We start from the raw sequence: 17,559 nt of genomic DNA, 5'->3' as shown, positions 1-17,559 counted from the left end.
TACACTCAAGTTTTATACTCTCCTACGTAAAGGAGGTTGCTATGATTCGATACAACCCTTTCCGCGAGATTGAACAACTGCAAAACGCACTGCTGCGCAACTTTTTCACCCCCACCGCTGAAAGCGCCCATACCCCCTTGGTGGACGCGCTCGAGGATGCCCAGGGCGTGCACCTGGCCGTTTACCTGCCGGGTGTGGAGCCCTCGCAGGTCGAGGTAACCGCTGAGAACAACACCCTCACCATCCGGGCCGAGCGCCCCTTCAACAAGCCGGAAAATGCCAACCAGTGGCGGCTCGAGGGGCCTTACGGTAAGTTCGAGCGCAGCTTCGTTATTCCCAATACCTTCGACCTAGGTAAAATTGAGGCCACCTTCAAGCACGGCATCCTCTACCTCGATATCCCCAAGGCCGAAGCGGCCCAGCCCCGCCGCATTGAGGTACGGGTCAATCCCTAAAGTTTGTAACCACCACCTGCCCCCGCTTGGCGGGGGTTTTTTGCTGTTCTTGCTGTAACCTGTGGGCATGTTCCCGCTGCACGACATCAACCGGGCCCACCGCCGCCCGTATATGGTCTATCTGCTGGTGGTGCTGAACCTTGTGGGCTTTGTGTACACCTTTGGCCTCACCGACCCCGCCGTGGTGATCGGGGCCTATGGCTTTGTGCCGGCCCGCTTTATGGCCGATCCCTTTGGCGAGTGGATCACGCTCTTCAGCAGCATGTTTTTGCACGGTAGCCTTTTACACATTCTGGGCAATATGTGGTTTTTGTGGGTCTTCGGCGACAACATCGAAGACCGCCTGGGCCACGGGCGTTTTTTGTTGTTCTACCTGCTGGGCGGGGTTGCTGCAGCGTTAATTCAGGGCCTGGTGAGCGGCTTTTCCAGCGACGTGCCCATGATTGGGGCCTCAGGGGCCATCTCGGCCCTGCTGGGCGCTTATATTGTGCTGTACCCCAGGGCCCTGATCCTCTCGCTGGTGGGCTGGATTCCTGTACCCATTCCAGCCATTCTTTACCTGGGCTACTGGCTTCTAATCCAGTTTGTGGGCGATTTTATGGGCGAGGAGGGCATCGCCTTCTGGGCACACATCGGCGGTTTTGTGGCGGGGGTGGTGCTCATTCGGTGGTTCGAGCGTGGGGCGCCAAAACCTGGACGGCAGCGGCGCTGAAGCGCAGGGGCGGGGTGCAGGGCTGATAGCCATAGCGCTGTGGCTAGCCTACCTGAAGTTTGGCCTGGAGGCGCGGTTGAGCCTGCCAAAAGCCTCCCTGCCTAAGGCCCAGAATGGTCCATGGTTTGCAGGATAGCTTCCAAACGCTCCAGCAGGGAGGGAAGGTCTTGTTCGAGAATGGCTGCCACCACCTCCATGTCCACGCCGAAGTACTCGTGGATAAGGAGATTGCGGGTGGCCACGATCTCCCGCCAGGGGATTTCGGGCTGAAGGCTCTTGAGGTCCTCGGAAACGCCCCTGGCCGCTTCACCGAGAATCTCCAGAAGGCGAACGAGGGCGAGGGACGCTTCCTCCTCGGGCGAAAGGGCGCTGAGGTCTTTGCCCTGGGCGATTTCCAGGGCGCGCCTGCAGGCGTCCCGCATGTGCAGGAGCCGGACGCGATCGGAAAGGCTACGCCGCCTCATGCAGGGGGCGGGCCTCCCTCAGAACCGCTTCCCGGAGGTAAGGGCTCAGGCTTCCCGGGGTGTGAAGATCTACCTTGCGTCCGAAAAGGAGGGCCAGCTCCTTCTGAAGTCTGACGAAACCCAGGCCCGGGGTGCGCCCGGGGAAGAACTCCACCAGGAGGTCCAGGTCGCTTTCCTCGTCGGCCTCTCCCCGCGCAAAGGAGCCGAAGAAGAGGAGCCGCCGAACCCCGTACCGCTGGCAGATCTCCGCCAGGGCCTGGGTAGGGACGGGCGCTGACAAAGCCATGGTTGGTTTTATTTTAGCCTTAAGGAGCACCGAATGTCTGTGCCCCCTTTTCAGCTTTTCGGCTGGAAAGGGGCCTAGCTGCGCTGGCCCCAAGGTGTCGCTTTCTGGGCGCATATTGGCGGTTTTTGTGGCGGGGGCGGTGCTTACTTGGTGGTTTGCGTGCGGTGCGCCAAAACCTGGATGGCAGCGGCGCTGAAGCGCAGGGGCGGGGTGCAGGGCTGATAGAATGGCGCTATGGCGACCCTGGCTGGTGAGACCCTGGAATCCATTGTCGCCCTTATCCGAGAGCGGCTGTCGCCACTGGCCATATACCTTTTTGGCTCCCAGGCCGAAGGGCAGGCCCAGCCCGGTAGCGACCTGGATATTGCTGTTTTGGGCAGCGCGCCCTACGACCCCTGGGCGCTGTTTGTGTTAGCCCAGGATTTGGTTGTGCTCCAGGAGTCCCAGCCTGAGGTTGACCTGGTGGATTTAGCCACTGCGCCCCCAGCGCTTAGGGCTAGAGTCGTGACGCAGGGTTGGCGCGTGTATTGTGCGAATCGGCTCCGCTGCGATTTGTTTGAAATCCGTGTGCTGAAAGAGTATGCCTATTTGCAAGAAGAGCGGCGGCCAATATTAGAGGACATCCGCCGTCGAGGGCGGGTCTATGGATGATATTCTCCCGAGCAAGTTTGCGGCGTGGGAGTCCGGGGGGTAAAAGAACGAGCCTCCCGCAAGGGAGGCCCACTAAGGCATCTAGTGCTTTAGGGTAGGGTATAGGTGGTTCCCAACCGGCTTGTAACCGAAACTTCCGGGATGCCATCATTGTTGGAGTCCGATACGGTACAGGCACTTACAGATGAGCCTGGGCTTGGCGCAATATAGCCGCCCGCTGTGTATCCCCCGGTGCAATTGTTGGTGGTAATAACCGACCGGCTGGGGTCTTCGGCCACATAGGCAAAGGCCGCTTTGGAGACATTCTGGGCATGGGCTAGGGCGGCGCGGTCTTCGGCGGTTCGCCTGGCACCTAGCAAGCTAGGCACCAGTACGGCAGCGAGAATTCCAATGATGGCTATCACGATCAGCAGTTCGATGAGCGTGAAGCCTCTTTGCTGCATCGGGGTGCTCCTTATGTGGGAATGGGTGGGATTGCAACCCAATCCCACCCAAGATAGAAGATTGATACCTTATGGGATGGTTTTTGCAGGGCTCGTGGCTCCGTTGTAGGTAACGCTTACAGTCTGCGTTGTGGCATTGTAGGTAACATTGCAATCGCCCCCATTTGAGATTGTTCCAGGAGCGCTACCTGCATCGTAGGTACCACCGCCAGTGATAGCAACTGAATAGCCATTTTTGCAGCTTTTCTGAATTTCAGTTGCAGCGATGTTGGGGTCTTCCGCGATGGCAGCGTTGGCGGCCTTATAGACGTTCTGGGCGTAGGCCTCCTCGGCGCGAACCTGGGCGGTGCGGCGGGCGTTGAGCAGGTTGGGTACCAGCACCGCGGCCAGGATGCCGATGATGGCAATCACAATCAGAAGCTCGATCAGGGTGAAACCGCTTTTCTTCATGGTCTTTCTCCTAAAGGGGCCGCACCGGGATATGGGTATAGGTGCGGTATGGGTAGTGCAGAGGGCTTAGGGCCTCGAGGGAGCGGGCCAATTCCCGAACTCCAGGGCTAAGTATAGCCTTTGCGCGGGTGGAGGTTGTGATATTTGACCAAAGCGTAGGCCGATGGCGTTACGTGGTTGTACAGCAGGGCTAGCGGATCTTGTTGCCCCTTTCGTCGTAGCGGTAGAAACCCCGCCCGCTCTTGCGCCCGTAGAGGCCGGCCTGCACCATCTTGCGCAGCAGGGGCGAGGGGCGGTACTTGTCGTCGCCTAAGCCTTGGTGCAGCACCTCCATAATGGCCAGGCAGGTGTCCAGCCCGATGAAGTCGGCCAGGGTGAGGGGGCCCATGGGGTGGTTCATGCCCAGCTTCATCACCTGGTCGATGGCCTCGGGGGTGGCCACCCCCTCCATCACGCACTGGATGGCCTCGTTGATCATGGGCAGCAGGATGCGGTTGGAGACGAAGCCGGGGTAGTCGTTGACCTCGACCGGGGTCTTGCCCATCTGGCGGGCCACGGCCAGCACCGTCTGGGTGGTGGCCTCGTCGGTCAGGTGGCCCCGGATGACCTCCACCAGGGCCATCAGGGGTACCGGGTTCATGAAGTGCATCCCAATGAAGCGCTCGGGCCGGCGGGTGGCTGCGGCCAGGCGGGTGATGGGGATGGAGGAGGTGTTGGAGGCCAGGATGGCCTGGGGTTGCACCGTGGCGTCTAGCTCGCGGAAGAGCTCGAGCTTGGCCCCCTCGTTTTCCACGATGGCCTCCACCACCAGGTCGCAGTCGGCCAGGTCGGCCAGGCGCACGGTGGTCTGGATGCGGGCCAGGGCGGCCTCGTGGGTGGCCGGGTCGAGCTGGCCTTTTTCCAGGAGTTTGCCCAAAGAGCGCCGAATGGTGGTCAGGCCGCGCTCGAGGTAGGCCGCCTCGAGGTCGCGCAGCACCACGGCATAGCCCGCCTGGGCCGCCACCTGGGCGATGCCAGCCCCCATCTGCCCGGCTCCTACCACGCCAATCTTGCGAATTTCCATGCCCTAATCCTACCGGGTGCGGGTGACCTTGGACAGGTGGCGCGGAGCGTCGGGGTTGCGGCCCCGGGCCAGGGCGAGCTGAACCGCGAAGGGGTAGAAGGCCTGGGCCAGCAGGATAGGGTCGAGCACCGGGTAAAGCCGGATGGGCAGGGGCAGCGGGGTATGGGCCAGGGCCAACGCCTCGGCCTCGGAGGAGGCCACCAGCAGGTGCGCCTCCTTGCCCCGCAGGGTTTCTAGCCCCTCCAGTAGGCCGGGCAGGGGTTTATCCCGCGGGGCCAGCACCAGCAGGGGAAAACCCTCCTCGACCAGGGCCAGTGGGCCGTGCCAAAGCTCGGCGGCGGAGAGGGCCTCGGCCTGGAAGGCGCTGGTCTCCTTGAGCTTGAGGGCCAGCTCCTGGGCCACGGCAAAGGCGTAACCCCGGCCCACCACCAGGCCGCGCTCGGCCTCCAAGAGGGCCTCGAGGCCGGCTTGCCAGTCGGCTTGTAGGGCCTGGTGCAAGGCCTCGGGCAGCCGGGCCAGGGCTTCCTGGAGGGGTTTGTCCTCGGCCCAGGCGGCGGCGAGCTGGGCCAGCAGGGCCACCGAGGCCAGGTAACTTTTGCTGGCGGCCACGGCCTCCTCGGGGCCGGCCAGAAGGGGCAGCACCACCTCGGCAGCCTGGGCCAGGGGGGATTCGCTCTGGTTGACCAAGGCCAGGGTAAGGGCCCCCTCGCGCCGGGCCTGGCGGGTAACCTCGATCAGGTCGGGGCTCTGGCCCGACTGGGAGATGGCGATGAGCAAAGCCCGGTTTAGGGCTAGGCGCTGCCCATAGACGGTGTGCACGGAAGGGGTGGCCGGGGAACAGACCCGGCCCAGTAGGGTCTCGAAGAGGTACTTGCCGTATAAGGCGGCGTGGTCGGAGCTGCCCCGGGCCACGGTGAGGACGAAAGGGGGAGGGTGGCGGCGCAAAAAGGCCCCTAGCTGGGCGATCTCGCGTTGATTTTCCCGCAGGGTCTGCTCCACCACGCTGGGGGCCTGGTGGGCTTCCTGGAACAACTTGCTTTCGGCGGCGTTCACGCGGCACCTACCTTTTTCCCTCCAATATAAACGGCTTCCAGGGTGAAGTTTTCCCGCAGCACCACCAGGTCGGCGGGCTGCCCCACCGCCAGACCGCCCGCCAGGCCCAGGTACTGGGCGGGGCGGCTTGCGGTCATCGCCACGATCTGGGCCAAGGGGTAGCCCCAACCCTTCAGGTTCTTCAGGGCCTCTGCCATGGTCAGGGTGCTCCCCGCCAGGGTGCCCTCGGGGAGGTAGACCCCCCCGCCTTTTTTATAGACCCGCTGCCGGCCCAGCCGGTAGGCCCCTTCGGGCATACCCGCGGCGGCCACCGCGTCGGTGACGGCATAGGTCTGGGGCACCGCCCGGCAAAGGGCCTCTAGCGCGGCAGGGTGGACGTGCCGCCCATCGGGGATGACCTCGGCCCACTGGCCCTGGGCCAGGCCTAGGCCCACCACCCCCGGCTCGCGGTGGTGCAGGGGGGTCATGGCGTTGTAGAAATGGGTAAAGCCCTGCGCACCAGCTTTTAGGGCCGCTTTGGCCTCGGCGTAGGTGGCGTCGGTGTGGCCTAGCTGTACCCGCACCCCCCGCTTTTTAAGGAAGCGTACCAGGGCCAACGCGCCGGGCAGCTCGGGGGCCAGGGTCACCACCCGGATGGGGGCTAGCTCGAGCAGGTGTGCCATGACCTCCAGGCTGGGGGGTAGGGCATAGGGGGGCTGGGCCCCCAGCCGGTTTGGGCTGATGAAGGGGCCCTCCAGGTGTACCCCCAGCACCCGGGCTTCGCCTGGCCCGGGGTGCTCAATGACCCGGGCGATGCCCTTGAGGGCGGCCTCGAGGTCGGCTAAGGGCGCGGTGACGGTGGTGGCCAGCAGCGCGGTGGTGCCGTGCTGGGCATGGAAACGGGCCATCTGCCGCACCGCCGCCTCGCCCTCCATGCAGTCGGCCCCGCCCCCGCCGTGGACGTGCAGGTCCACCAAGCCGGGCAGGATGTAGCGGGACGGGGTGACGGGCAGGGGCTCGATGGCCTCGATATACGAGCCAAAGACCACCCGGCCAGCAAAGGTGGCCTGGGGGGTGCAGAGGAGGCCCTCCAGCCAGGTCGCCATACAACCCACCCAGACTTTACCCGAAAGATGGAGGCGTAGAATACGGTGGCTATGGACAGCCTGCACCTGGCGACCGGCCTGATGATGGTGGACCTTCCCGGCCCCAGCCTGGATGCCACCACTCGCGCCCACCTAAAGCGCTACCGTTTTGCGGGGGTCTGCCTCTTCCGCCGGAACATCCAAAGCCCCGAGCAGGTGCGCGGTCTGGTGGCCGATATCCGGGAGCTGCTGGGCGAGGAGGCCTGGATTGCAATTGACCAGGAGGGGGGGGCGGTGCAGCGGGTGCTGGAGTTCGCCCAGGCCCCCGCACCCATGGCCCTGGGGGCGGTAGGGGATGCGGGCGTGGCCCGGGCCGTGGGGGCCGCGGTGGGCCGGGCCCTCGCCGCTTTGGGCATCAACTGGAACTTCGCCCCCTCGCTGGATGTGAATACCAACCCCAAAAACCCGGTGATCGGCGAGCGCAGTTTTGGTTCCGACCCCAAAAAAGTGGCCCGGCTGGGTCTGGCCTGGGCCCGGGGCCTCGAGGAGGCCGGGGTGATGGGCACGGCCAAGCACTTCCCTGGCCACGGCGACACCGTGCTGGACTCCCACCTGGATTTACCTGTGGTGAACAAGCCCCTGGAGGAACTGGAAAGGCTCGAGCTGTACCCTTTCCGCAAAGCGGTGGAAGCTGGTATTCGCTCGATCATGACCGCCCATATCCTCTACCCGGCCCTGGATGCCCAGTACCCCGCCACCCTTTCCGAGGCCATACTGACCCGTTTCCTCAGGGATAAGCTGGGCTTTCAGGGCATCATCGTGACCGATGCGCTGGATATGAAAGCCATCACCAAAAACTACTCCATCGGCGAGGCCGCGGTCAGAAGCCTTCAGGCCGGGGCCGACCTGATCCTCTCGCTGGGGGGGCCCGAGGTGCAGATCGCCCAGGCCCGGGCCATCCAGCAAGCCTTAGAGGAGGGGGTGCTTCCCCCAGGCCAGGCCCAGCGCAGCCTGCAGCGCCTGCAAGAGGCGGCCCAGCATTTCCCCGGCCAGGTGCGGCCCTACTCCCCGGCCCAGCAGCGGCGCGACCAGGCCCTCATGGATCAGGTAGCCCTGCAGAGCATCACCGCTTACCGACAGCCGCCACGGCCCAAACCCCAAGACCGAATCCTGCTGGTCTCGGCGGGGCAAAGCTACGCCGGTGGCCCCTACGGCGAGACCCTAGCGGTGGCCGAGCTGGCCCACCTCCTCGAGGCCCGCTTTGCTCTGGTTCACTCGTGGGTTTACGACCGGCACAAAGCGGGTGCGGAAATGAGCCGGCTGGAGGAGGCCGCCCTTGGGGCCGACTATGTGCTGGTGGTCTCGGTCAGCCGGGATAGCCTAAGCCCAGAAGAGGCCCGCCTGCTCAGGCGCGCCTTTGCCTTGGGTAAACCCGCGGCCCACATCGCCCTGTGGAACCCCTACCCCATCCTGAGCCTGCGCCAGCCGGCCTTCCTGACCTATGGCTTTCGCACCCCCACCCTGAAGGCCCTGGTGCGGGTGTTGGCCGGGGCCCAGGCCAGGGGGAGGCGGCCTTTTCGGCTCCGCTGATAAGCTATGGGTATGAAAGCCATTCGCGTGCATCAACCGGGCGGCCTCGAGGCTATGGTGCTGGAAGAGCTCCCTATCCCCACCCCTGGCGAGGGGGAGGCTTTGGTGCGGCTGCAGGCCATCGGGGTCAACTACATCGACACCTATAAGCGCTCCGGCCTGTACCGCGTGCCCACCCCCTTCACCTTAGGCGAGGAAGGGGCCGGGGTGGTCGAGGCGGTGGGGCCAGGGGTGGAAGAGGTACGCCCCGGGGAAAAGGTGGTGTACTGCAACGTCCAGGGGAGTTATGCCGAGTACGCCTTGGTGGCTGCCGATAAGCTGGTAAGGGTGCCGGAGGGCCTCGAGGCCAAACAGGCGGTGGCCGGTATGCTCCAGGGCATGACCGCCCACTACCTGGTGCACAGCACCTACCCCCTCAGAGCAGGGGAGACCTGCTTAATCCACGCCGGGGCTGGAGGGGTAGGGCTCCTGCTCATCCAGATGGCCAAGCGGCTGGGGGCTACCGTGATTGCTACCGCCTCCACCGAGGAGAAGCGGGCCTTGGCCCGGGAGGCCGGGGCCGACCACACCCTGCCCTACGAAGGCTTTGATCAACGGGTGCGCGAAATCACCGAGGGCCGGGGGGTGGATGTGGTCTACGACGGGGTGGGGCAGGCCACCTGGGAGGGCAGTCTGAATAGCCTGCGGATTCGCGGGATGCTGGCCCTCTATGGCCAGAGCAGCGGGCCGGTACTGCCCTTCAACCCCCAGGTGCTCAACCAGAAGGGGGGCCTCTACCTTACCCGGCCCTCCTTGTGGCACTATACCCAGACCCGCCAGGAGCTCTTATGGCGGGCCGGCGATGTGCTGCGTTGGATTCAGGAGGGCAGCCTAAAGGTGCGTATTGGGGCGGAGTTTCCCCTCGAGCAGGCGGCCCTAGCCCACCGCGCCTTGCAAGGCCGCCAGACCACCGGCAAGGTGCTGCTTTTGCCCTGAACTCGCCCCAAGCCTATCCCCCGGAGATACCCCGCATCGAGGGCAGCCAGCTACTGAGGCCAGGGAAGGCGATGACCAAAATCAACACAAGGAGCTGTACCGCGATAAAGGGGATCACCCCCCGGTAGATGTCGGTGGTCTTGACCTCGGGCGGGGCTACCCCGCGCAGGTAAAAGAGGGCGAAGCCAAAAGGCGGCGTGAGAAAGCTGGTCTGTAGGTTCATGGCCAGAATGATGCCGAACCAGAGCAGCTTTTGCTGCACGAAGCCCTCGATGGAGAGGTCGTAGTGGCCGGCCATCTGCAAAGCCTCGGCCTGGGCCGTCCAGATGGCGGTGGCGGCGGGCAGAATCAGGGGAACGATGATGAAGCAAATCTCGAAGAAATCGATGAAGAAGCCCAGGATAAAGACCAGCAGCATCACGAAGATGATGAAGCCCAGCTCGCCCCCCGGCAAAGCCACCAGCACGTCCTTGACCAGCTTATCGCCTTCCAGGCCGCGGAAGATCAGGCTGAAGGCGGTGGCCCCAATCAGGATGAAGATGACCATGCTGGTAAAACGGGCGGTTTCCACCACGGCCTCGTGGAAGATTTTCCAGGTAAGCCGTCGGTAGGCCGCGGCCATGACGATGGCTGCCACCGCCCCCACCGCCCCGGCCTCGGTGGGGGTGGCGATGCCGAAGAAGATGCTGCCCAACACGAACAGAATCAGCAGCACCGGAGGCACCAAGGCCACCAAGGCCCGCCGCCAGAGCTCCCAGCCTTGGTAGGGTCGGGCTTCTGGGGGCAGGGCTGGGGCCATTTTGGGGCGTACCAGGGCCACCAGGGCCACCCACAAGGCCAACCCTCCCGAGAGAATCAGCCCGGGAATGAGGGCCCCCAGGAAAAGGTCCCCCACGCTTACCCCGAGCTGGTCACCCAGTACCACCAGCACGATGCTGGGGGGGATGATCTGGCCTAGGGTTCCCGAGGCCGCGATGACCCCGGTGGCCAAAGGCTTGCTGTAGCCGTACCTGAGCATGATGGGCAGGGAGATCAGACCCATGGCCACCACAGTCGCCGCCACCACCCCGGTGGTGGCGGCCAGCAGGGTGCCCACCAGCACCACCGCAATCGCCACCCCACCCCGCACCGGGCCGAAAAGCTGGCCCACCGTGTCTAAAAGCTGCTCGGCCAGCTTGGATTTTTCCAAAATCAGCCCCAGAAAGATGAAGTAGGGGATGGCCAGCAGGGTGTAGTTGGACATGATGCCGAAGATACGCTGGGGCAGGCTGCCCACGAAACGCAGGTCAAACTCGCCAATGGCGATCCCGATGGCCCCAAAGAAGAGGGCCACCCCCCCCAGGGCAAAGGCCACCGGGTAGCCGGTGAAGATGAACACCAGCGCCCCCAGGAACATGGCCCCACCCAGAAGCTCAATGCCCCCACCTTGCAAGACCATCAGGCCACCTCCCCTTCGGCCTCACCGGGCAAGGCTGGTAGGTGGCCCCGCAGGTAGGCCAGGTTCTTGACGAACTCAGAGAAGCCCTGCAAGGCTAGCAGAACAAAAGCCGGCAGCATGGCTAGCTTAAGCGGCCAGCGGGGTAGCCCCCCAGCGTCGGGCGACATCTCCCGCACCTGTACCGAGAAGGCCACCAGGGGCAGGGTGACGTAGAAGAGAATCAACACCGAGGGTACCAAAAACAGAATAGAACCCAGCAGGTTGACCCAGGCCCGGCCCCGGGCCCCTAGGTGGGCATAGATGGCGTCTACCCGGATGTGCCCATTGTGTTTGAGCACATACCCGGCCATGAACAGGAAGATGAGGGAGAAGATGTACCACTGAAGCTCAAAGTAGGTGCTGTAAGAAAGCCGGGTGCCGGCATACTTGTCCAGGGTTCGCCCGATGGCGTTGTACGCGCCGATGGCCACCATGGGCACCACCAGCCACAAGACCACCCGGCCTACCCACTCGTTGAGGGCATCGATGACCCGGGACACGGCCAAAAGTGCCTTCATGCCCCACCTCCTGCAATAGAGCCTGTTCGACGATTGGTCATGGCTGTACCTCGCCTTTTAGACAAACTCGGCTTATCCTAACCACCCTGTCTATGGGCGTCAATGACGAAAAACCAAATCGCTTGGCCCAGGCTACGGGCTGGTCCGCCGGGCCCCCGTGCTCCAGGCCAGGTGTTCGGCCAGGCGGGGCAGCCAGTGGGCTACCCGGTCGAACAGGTATAGCGGCCAGGGGACGAAGCAAATCCGGGCCTCGAGCTCGATGGCCCGCACGATGCCCAAAGCGGCCTGGCGGGCAGTGATGGTGGGAATCAGGCGCCCGATGCGGGGGATGCGCTCGAGGCTACCGGGGTTGCGGCTAAAGTACTCGCTGTCGCGGATTTGGCCGGGAAAGAAGGCGCAAACCCGCAGCCGGGTAGGGTAGAGGTCGGCCCGCAGGGCCTCGGTAAGGCCCTGTAGGGCCCAACGGGCAGCCACATAGCCCGTAGCCCCAGGCCAGGCCAGCCGGCTGGCGGGCGAGCAGACCGAAAGGATGAAGCCGCGATTTTGCGCCAGCATGGCCGGTAGGAAGGCCCGGGTCAGGTAGGCCGCGGCGAAGTAGGGCACCGCCATTAGCCGGGGTATCTCTTCAAAAGGGGTCTCCTCTAAAAAGCGCCAAGCCCCCGCCCCAGCGCTGTGGATGAGGATGTGGGGAGGGCCCAGCCGGTGCAACACCTGCTGGCCTAAGCGCTGGGCTTCCTCGGGCTGGCTGAGGTCGGCGGGGAAGGCCCAGGCCTGCCCCCCAGCGGCCCGTATTTGCCGGGCTAAATCCTCGAGCACCGCTTCTCGGCGGGCCACCAGAACCACCTGGGCTTGGCGCTGGGCCAGCTCGAGGGCGCAGGCCCGACCAATGCCGCTGCTGGCCCCGCTGACCACACACAGGCTGCCGGCGATGTTCATAGCTCGATTAGAGTGTACTCGAATGCATTGACTACCCGTACCCCTTCCGGGCTCAGGTACTTTCGCCGGGGCTGGGCCTCGTAGAGGTGGATGTGCCCGTGGATATGCAGCCGGGGCCGGTATAGCCGATGGAATAGCCCCAGAGCGCGGCTGCCCCGGTGGGCGAAATCGCGGCCGGCATGAGGGCCAGGGGGCGGAGCATGGCTGAGCAGAATGTCTACCCCGTGTCCTTGGGTCAGCCGGCGGGCCATGAGCAGGGGAAACCAGGAGAGGAAGCGGGCCGTGGCCTCACTCTCGCTGTACTGGCCAACCTCGCGCTCGTTGTAGCGGGGGCAGCCCCCCCAGCCAGCAATCCGTAGTCCGGCCACCTCCACCAGGCGTCCGTGGGCTGGGATGGCCCCCCCAGGTGGGCTCAGGTGGCCTAGGTAGTCCTGCACGTACTCCTCTTTGTGGTTGCCGTGCACGTAGACCACGGGAACCCGCACTTTGGTGGCCACAAACTCGATGTAACTGCCGGGTAGGTCGCCCGCTATGAGTACCAGGTCGACAGGGGGGAGGTTGCAAGGGAAACGCTCCTGGTAGATGAAGGGGTGAACCTGGTCGGAAAGGGCTAGAAGGCGCATGGCGAGGTGTTCCTGTTGGCACCGCCTTGAATTCTGCTTGAACACAGTCTATGCCGGCCTGCGCTTTTGTCAAAGCCAAAGACCGCTTGCAGAGTGGGGAAAAGGCGTTAGTATCGACCTGGTGGAACCCGTAGCCCTCTACCTCGAGGCCCAGCCCATGCCCCGGGTATGGGGTGGGGTTCGCTTGAGCCAACGTTGGGGGATAGCCCATCCAGACCCCGTCGGTGAGGTCTGGCTGGCCTACGACCAGAACCGCATCCGCTCGGGGCCCTTGGCCGGGCGGGTTTTGGCTGAGGTGCTGCCTGGGCTAGGCCCGGGGTTTATCGGCCCGGTGCCCTACCGCCGTTATGGCCTCGAGCTGCCTTTGCTGGTCAAGTTTCTCGATACGGCCGACTGGCTTTCGGTGCAGGTGCACCCTGATGACGCCTACGCCCACCAGGTGGAAGCAGTCAGCGGGTTTCACGGTAAGACCGAGGCCTGGTATGTGCTGGAGGGGGAAGGGGAAATTGTCTACGGGCTGCGGGAGGCCGTGAGGCCCGAGACGCTGGCTAAAGCGGCGCAAGAGGGCACAATCTGGGACTACCTACAGCGCGAACGGGTAAGGCCTGGGCAGGTGGTGCCGGTACCGGCGGGTACGCTGCACGCGCTGGGCCCTGGGCTTTTGCTCTACGAGGTGCAGCAGCGCTCCGACCTGACCTACCGGCTTTACGATTATGGCCGGCCCCGTGCGCTACACCTGGAAAAGGCTCTGGCGGTGGCCCGGCTCGAGCCCACCCCCTTGCCCCGCCCTACCCCTCTCCCGGCCCACCAAAAGGAAATCTTGTTGGCGGGTGAGGCCTTTGTGTTGGAGCGCTACGCCCTGCAAGGCCAGCTTACCCTGAGGGCCCCGGCGGAGAGCTTTGTGCTGTTGACCTTGGTGGTGGGCCAGGCCGAGTGGGCCGAGGGGCCGCTTTCCTGGGGCGATACCCTGCTGCTGGGGGCAGGGAAGACCCTCGGGCTATGGGGCCAGGCCCAGTTTCTAGGGGCCTTCGTGCCTCCCCCGGCGTGGCTGGAGGGGTACCCGGCCCACCTGCGGATATAAGCCCAGGTTTTGCTTTTGGGCTTGGCAAGGTGGGGGCGGGGTTGCTAGCCTAAGGGCATGCTGCAATACCCTGAACTGCCCATCGGGGCCGACCTGATCGATGCTGAGCTGCCCGACCTCGAGGGCCGCTTGTGGCGGCTTTCCCAGTTTAGCGAGCCCCTTTTGGTGGTTCTGTTCATCTGCAACCACTGCCCCTACGTCAAGGGCTCTATCCAGGAAATTGTGGAGCTGGCGGAAAAGTACCGCGGCCAGGCGGCCTTCGTCGGTATTAACCCCAACGACTACACCCGCTACCCCGAGGACTCCCCCGAGGGCATGCGGGCCTTTGCGGCCCAGCATGGCCTCAACTTTCCCTATTTACTCGACGAGAGCCAGGCTGTAGCCAAGGCTTACCAGGCTTTGCGTACCCCGGAAGCCTTTGTTTTCGATAGCCAGCGCAAGCTGCGCTACCACGGGCGGGTGAACGACCGGCCCAAAGAGCCTGCTAGCGTGACCGAACACACCTTAGCCCAGGTGTTGGAGGCTCTGGTGCAAGGCCTCGAGCCCCCCTCGAGCCGGGCCGACGCCATCGGCTGCACCATCAAGTGGCGGCCTGGCAACGAGCCCAACATCGGCATTGGTTCCTAGGCCCGCTGCGCGGCCGGGCCCTGTTAAGCCAGCGTTAAGGCCGCGTTAAGCCCCCCCAGGCTACCCTTCTTTCCGAAGCGCCAAGCTTCAGAAAGGAGAAGGCCATGGGTAAGGTTCAGTGGTTGTTGGCTTTAGCACTCGCTGCCTTGCTGGCAGCCTGCTCGAGCCCTGCCGCCCCAGCCAGCCTGGATGAGGCGGGTATGGCCGAGCTTCTGGCCCAGAACCAGCAGGCCGTCCTGGAGGAGCTGGAAGGGCTGGCTGCACAAAGCACCGGGCTGCAAGACATCAAGATGGTCTCTGGAAAAATCCGGCTGGATGGCCAGGAGGTAGGTGGGCTGGTAGCCGGAGGGGTGCTGGACTTTGACCCCCGCCAGGTTGGGGAACATCGACCCCTGGTGTTGCTCTTCTTGAGGGAAGGGCCGAACGGCCTGCAGATCTGGAAGGATCGGCCCACCCTCACGATAACCCAGGATGGACGCACTCTACTGAATCTGGCAGGCAGAGAAGTCCCTATGACCTGCCAAGACACCGACCTGCCGGGGCAGGTAGAGCGACGCATAGGGGTTAGGTTTGACATTCGCTTCGGCAAAGACTACGTAGAAATCAGCATAGAGATACAATTCGCGCGCACCTTCCGCCGCTGTGTGGCCCCTATACCTTTGGAGGGCATTGCCTGGAGTCCCTACCAGGGCCGCATAGCCATTCCCGCCGTCACCATCAAGAACAAAAGCAGCAAGTGGGGGCGACCGCAAAACGTCACCACCGCTACCCTTCTTCCCCTGGCCGACCACCCCGGCAAGGCCCTGCGCCTGGCCCTCATGACCATGCCAGGGGATAACGACCCCATCCTCTTCACCTCAGCGGTTACCGATGGAGGGTGCACCCCATGGCCTCCCCGCTTCCCCTGGCCCTTCCCTTGGCCCAAGCCCTGCAAGGGGCCTGATCTCCCCTGGGTGGTTCGGCTGGAAGGCGACCAGGTACAGCTTACCCCCTTAGACCCCTCTACAGGCCGGCCTATTGAAGATCGTGTGCTCTCTCTCCCCGCCCAGTGGGCTAGCCCCGAGACGCCAGAAGGCATCTACATTGGCCAGGAACCCGACCCCGAAAATCCGAATGCGCTGAAAATCATCATCACAATCACCATAAAAACCAAAGGTGTAACGATTACCATTGTCATTGAAATCTAACAACATCGGAGGCTGAATCCAGTCATCCAGGCCCCCGGGGAAGCCCGGGGGCGGTGTGCTTTGGGGCCGGAAGGGATAGGCTATGGGCCATGAACGCCTATACCTACGCCTACCGGGGCGGCCTTTTGGAAAACCGGCACCGGGTTTCGCTAGCCATCCTGAGCCCCAGCGGCCACCTGCTGGCCTACTGCGGCAACCCCTACCTGGCGGTGCCCATGCGCTCCTCGGCCAAGCCCTTCCAGGCCCTGGCCCTCTACCTTAGCGGGGCCGTAGAGCGCTTCGGGATCACCCCCGCCGAGGTGGCCCTGACCTGTGCTTCGCACGACGGCCTGGAGGAGCACGTGGCTTTGGTGGAAGGCTACCTGCGCCGGATTGGGCTGAACCCGGGCTACCTGGCCTGTGGGGCCCACCCGCCCTTCGACCCCCTGGCCCGCAAGGCCCTGCAACAGGCCAGCCAGGCCCCCAGTGTGCTGCACAACAACTGCTCGGGCAAGCACACTGGGATGCTGGCCGTAGCCCTGGCCTTGGGGCATAGCCCAGAGGGCTACGAACAGCCAGAGCACCCGGTGCAGCAGCTCAACCTGCAAACCCTGCGCGAGCTTTCCGGCCAGCAGCGGATTCCCTATGCGATAGACGGGTGCAGCGTGCCCACCTTTGTGTTGCCGCTGGCCCCAGCCGCCCGGATGTTCGCCCTTTTGGCCCAGCCCCAAGCCGCGCCGGAACGCTACCGTGCGGGCTTGGAAGGGGTTTTCCAGGCCATGCGCCAGCACCCCGAGCTGGTGGCGGGCCCTCGCAGCATAGATACCGTGTTGATGCAGCAAGTGCCGGGGTTGGTGGCCAAGCGGGGGGCCGATGGCTACTACGGTATGGCCCTGCGGGAGACCCGCTGGGGGCCTATTGGGGTTGCGCTCAAGGTGGAAAGCGGGGCCAACGAGGCCCGCGAACCGATGGTGGTGCGGTTGTTGGAGGAGCTGGGCCTTTTGCCCGAGGTGGAGCTACCCTGGCGGCGGCCGGTGATCCACAACGTGCGGGGCCTCGAGGTGGGGCACCTCGAGGCCCGGCTCGAGCTGGCCTGGGTTTAGACTATTCCCCATGCGAGGCGAGTTCGTTGAGGAGGTGGTTGCCCGCCCTCCTTTGGTGCTGGGAGTGGACCCCCGGCCCGAGTGGCACGGCCCAGCACCGTTGGCCCATATCCGCCGCTACACCCTCGAGCTGATGGAGGCTTTGGCCCCAAGGCTGGCCGCGGTTAAGGTTCAGGCGGCCTTTTTTGAGGCCATGGGCCCGGAGGGGTTCGCCCTGATGCACGAGCTACTGGCCGGGGCCCGGGTGCTTTCCCTGCCGGTGATTGTGGATGCCAAGCGGGGGGATATCGGCTCTACCGCCGAGGCCTATGCCCGGGCCTACCTCGAGGCCTACCCTGGGGCCGCCCTGACCGTCAACCCCTACCTAGGCCCCGATACCCTGGAGCCTTTTTTCCGGGCTGCCCAGCGAAGCGGTGGGGCGGTTTTCGTGCTGGTCAAAACCTCCAACCCCGGTTCGGGGGTTTTCCAGGACCTGGCCCTGGCCCAGGGGGGCACCCTTTCCCAGCACCTGGCCCAGCACCTGGCCCAGGCCGCCCAGGCCCAGCGGGTGGGGGCGTATTCGCGCGTTGGAGCGGTGGTGGGGGCGACCTACCCCGAACAGGTGGCCGAGATGCGCCGCCTTATGCCCCACGCGCTGCTGTTGCTGCCGGGGCTGGGGGCCCAGGGGGGGCGTCCGCTACGGGGGCCGGGCCTGCTCAATGCGGCCAGTCGGGCCTTGTACTACCCTGGGGGGAAGCCCGACCTCGAGGCTGCCCTGCGCCAGGCCCAGGTGTATTTGGAAGCCTTGCAGGACTCGCCCTAGCCGGGCCGAAACACGGGGTG

At 64.5% G+C, this 17,559-nt stretch carries 21 protein-coding genes; 10 read left to right on the top strand and 11 right to left on the bottom strand.

The window, feature by feature from the left end:
- The first annotated feature begins 41 nt into the window (after positions 1-41).
- Together G552_RS0100980 and G552_RS0100975 are read left to right on the top strand one after the other, a co-directional pair.
- Positions 42-455 carry an Hsp20/alpha crystallin family protein gene (locus tag G552_RS0100980; RefSeq protein ID WP_027881314.1) on the top strand — a complete coding sequence of 138 codons (414 nt, stop codon included), beginning with the start codon at positions 42-44 and terminating at the stop codon, positions 453-455.
- Between the two features lie 67 nt (positions 456-522).
- Positions 523-1,167: a rhomboid family intramembrane serine protease gene (locus tag G552_RS0100975; protein ID WP_027881313.1), complete on the top strand. Its 645-nt coding sequence runs from the start codon at positions 523-525 to the stop codon at positions 1,165-1,167.
- Positions 1,168-1,268: 101 nt separating this feature from the next.
- Here the strand turns inward: G552_RS0100975 and G552_RS0100970 are convergent, their stop codons facing one another.
- Positions 1,269-1,631, bottom strand: a complete 363-nt coding sequence (locus tag G552_RS0100970; RefSeq protein WP_024049983.1) for a HepT-like ribonuclease domain-containing protein — start codon at positions 1,629-1,631, stop codon at positions 1,269-1,271.
- Positions 1,618-1,917, bottom strand: coding sequence for a nucleotidyltransferase family protein (locus G552_RS0100965; protein WP_024049984.1), 300 nt, complete (start codon positions 1,915-1,917; stop codon positions 1,618-1,620). Before G552_RS0100965 ends, G552_RS0100970 begins: the two co-directional genes overlap by 14 nt.
- Before the next feature lie 234 nt (positions 1,918-2,151).
- On the opposite strand from G552_RS0100965, the gene mntA reads away from it, so the two are divergent.
- Positions 2,152-2,568 carry a type VII toxin-antitoxin system MntA family adenylyltransferase antitoxin gene (mntA, locus tag G552_RS0100960; protein ID WP_024049985.1) on the top strand — a complete coding sequence of 139 codons (417 nt, stop codon included), beginning with the start codon at positions 2,152-2,154 and terminating at the stop codon, positions 2,566-2,568.
- An 89-nt stretch (positions 2,569-2,657) separates the two neighbouring features.
- Here the strand turns inward: mntA and G552_RS16895 are convergent, their stop codons facing one another.
- From G552_RS16895 to nagA, 5 genes are all read right to left on the bottom strand, one after another.
- The gene (locus tag G552_RS16895) at positions 2,658-3,011 is read right to left on the bottom strand and encodes a type II secretion system protein (protein WP_024049986.1); all 354 of its coding nucleotides are present in this window, start codon (positions 3,009-3,011) and stop codon (positions 2,658-2,660) included.
- 69 nt (positions 3,012-3,080) lie between these two features.
- Positions 3,081-3,461: a type II secretion system protein gene (locus G552_RS16890; protein WP_024049987.1), complete on the bottom strand. Its 381-nt coding sequence runs from the start codon at positions 3,459-3,461 to the stop codon at positions 3,081-3,083.
- Between the two features lie 190 nt (positions 3,462-3,651).
- A complete protein-coding gene (locus G552_RS0100940) occupies positions 3,652-4,524 on the bottom strand; it encodes a 3-hydroxybutyryl-CoA dehydrogenase (RefSeq protein WP_027881312.1) in 873 nt (290 codons plus the stop codon).
- A 9-nt stretch (positions 4,525-4,533) separates the two neighbouring features.
- Entirely contained in the window at positions 4,534-5,577 is a 1,044-nt protein-coding gene (locus G552_RS0100935) for an SIS domain-containing protein (RefSeq protein WP_027881311.1), read from the bottom strand.
- On the bottom strand, positions 5,574-6,662 hold the full coding sequence (gene nagA, locus G552_RS0100930) for an N-acetylglucosamine-6-phosphate deacetylase (protein WP_027881310.1): 1,089 nt from the start codon (positions 6,660-6,662) through the stop codon (positions 5,574-5,576). Before nagA ends, G552_RS0100935 begins: the two co-directional genes overlap by 4 nt.
- A gap of 51 nt (positions 6,663-6,713) precedes the next feature.
- On the opposite strand from nagA, the gene nagZ reads away from it, so the two are divergent.
- Entirely contained in the window at positions 6,714-8,231 is a 1,518-nt protein-coding gene (nagZ, locus tag G552_RS0100925) for a beta-N-acetylhexosaminidase (protein WP_027881309.1), read from the top strand.
- A gap of 12 nt (positions 8,232-8,243) precedes the next feature.
- Positions 8,244-9,206, top strand: coding sequence for a quinone oxidoreductase family protein (locus G552_RS0100920; protein ID WP_027881308.1), 963 nt, complete (start codon positions 8,244-8,246; stop codon positions 9,204-9,206).
- A 13-nt stretch (positions 9,207-9,219) separates the two neighbouring features.
- On the opposite strand, the gene G552_RS0100915 is transcribed toward G552_RS0100920, so the two are convergent.
- The 4 genes from G552_RS0100915 to G552_RS0100900 form a co-directional block, all read right to left on the bottom strand.
- Entirely contained in the window at positions 9,220-10,644 is a 1,425-nt protein-coding gene (locus G552_RS0100915) for a TRAP transporter large permease (protein ID WP_027881307.1), read from the bottom strand.
- Positions 10,644-11,201 (bottom strand): TRAP transporter small permease subunit, encoded by a 558-nt coding sequence (locus G552_RS0100910; RefSeq protein WP_027881306.1) that lies wholly within the window; start codon positions 11,199-11,201, stop codon positions 10,644-10,646. Before G552_RS0100910 ends, G552_RS0100915 begins: the two co-directional genes overlap by 1 nt.
- Before the next feature lie 132 nt (positions 11,202-11,333).
- Positions 11,334-12,137 (bottom strand): SDR family NAD(P)-dependent oxidoreductase, encoded by an 804-nt coding sequence (locus G552_RS0100905; RefSeq protein ID WP_027881305.1) that lies wholly within the window; start codon positions 12,135-12,137, stop codon positions 11,334-11,336.
- Positions 12,134-12,760 (bottom strand): metallophosphoesterase, encoded by a 627-nt coding sequence (locus tag G552_RS0100900; protein WP_027881304.1) that lies wholly within the window; start codon positions 12,758-12,760, stop codon positions 12,134-12,136. The genes G552_RS0100905 and G552_RS0100900 overlap by 4 nt, the downstream gene beginning before the upstream one ends.
- Positions 12,761-12,881: 121 nt before the next feature.
- Between G552_RS0100900 and G552_RS0100895 the strand changes: the two genes are divergently transcribed.
- The 5 genes from G552_RS0100895 to pyrF all read left to right on the top strand — a co-directional run bounded on the left by G552_RS0100895 (position 12,882) and on the right by pyrF (position 17,539).
- Positions 12,882-13,841: a type I phosphomannose isomerase catalytic subunit gene (locus tag G552_RS0100895; RefSeq protein ID WP_027881303.1), complete on the top strand. Its 960-nt coding sequence runs from the start codon at positions 12,882-12,884 to the stop codon at positions 13,839-13,841.
- A gap of 57 nt (positions 13,842-13,898) precedes the next feature.
- Positions 13,899-14,468: a thioredoxin family protein gene (locus tag G552_RS0100890; RefSeq protein ID WP_027881302.1), complete on the top strand. Its 570-nt coding sequence runs from the start codon at positions 13,899-13,901 to the stop codon at positions 14,466-14,468.
- 104 nt (positions 14,469-14,572) lie between these two features.
- A complete protein-coding gene (locus G552_RS0100885; protein WP_027881301.1) occupies positions 14,573-15,655 on the top strand; it encodes a hypothetical protein in 1,083 nt (360 codons plus the stop codon).
- 89 nt (positions 15,656-15,744) lie between these two features.
- Entirely contained in the window at positions 15,745-16,737 is a 993-nt protein-coding gene (locus G552_RS0100880; protein ID WP_027881300.1) for an asparaginase, read from the top strand.
- A gap of 10 nt (positions 16,738-16,747) precedes the next feature.
- Complete coding sequence (gene pyrF / locus G552_RS0100875; RefSeq protein WP_027881299.1) at positions 16,748-17,539, top strand: orotidine-5'-phosphate decarboxylase; 792 nt, start codon at positions 16,748-16,750, stop codon at positions 17,537-17,539.
- Positions 17,540-17,559: the final 20 nt, after the last annotated feature.

Origin of the sequence: Meiothermus rufus DSM 22234 (assembly GCF_000423425.1) — a bacterium.
Lineage (GTDB): Bacteria > Deinococcota > Deinococci > Deinococcales > Thermaceae > Meiothermus > Meiothermus rufus.
The sequence above is the reverse complement of the archived record's forward strand: the minus strand, read 5'-3'. Positions and strand labels throughout refer to the sequence as shown.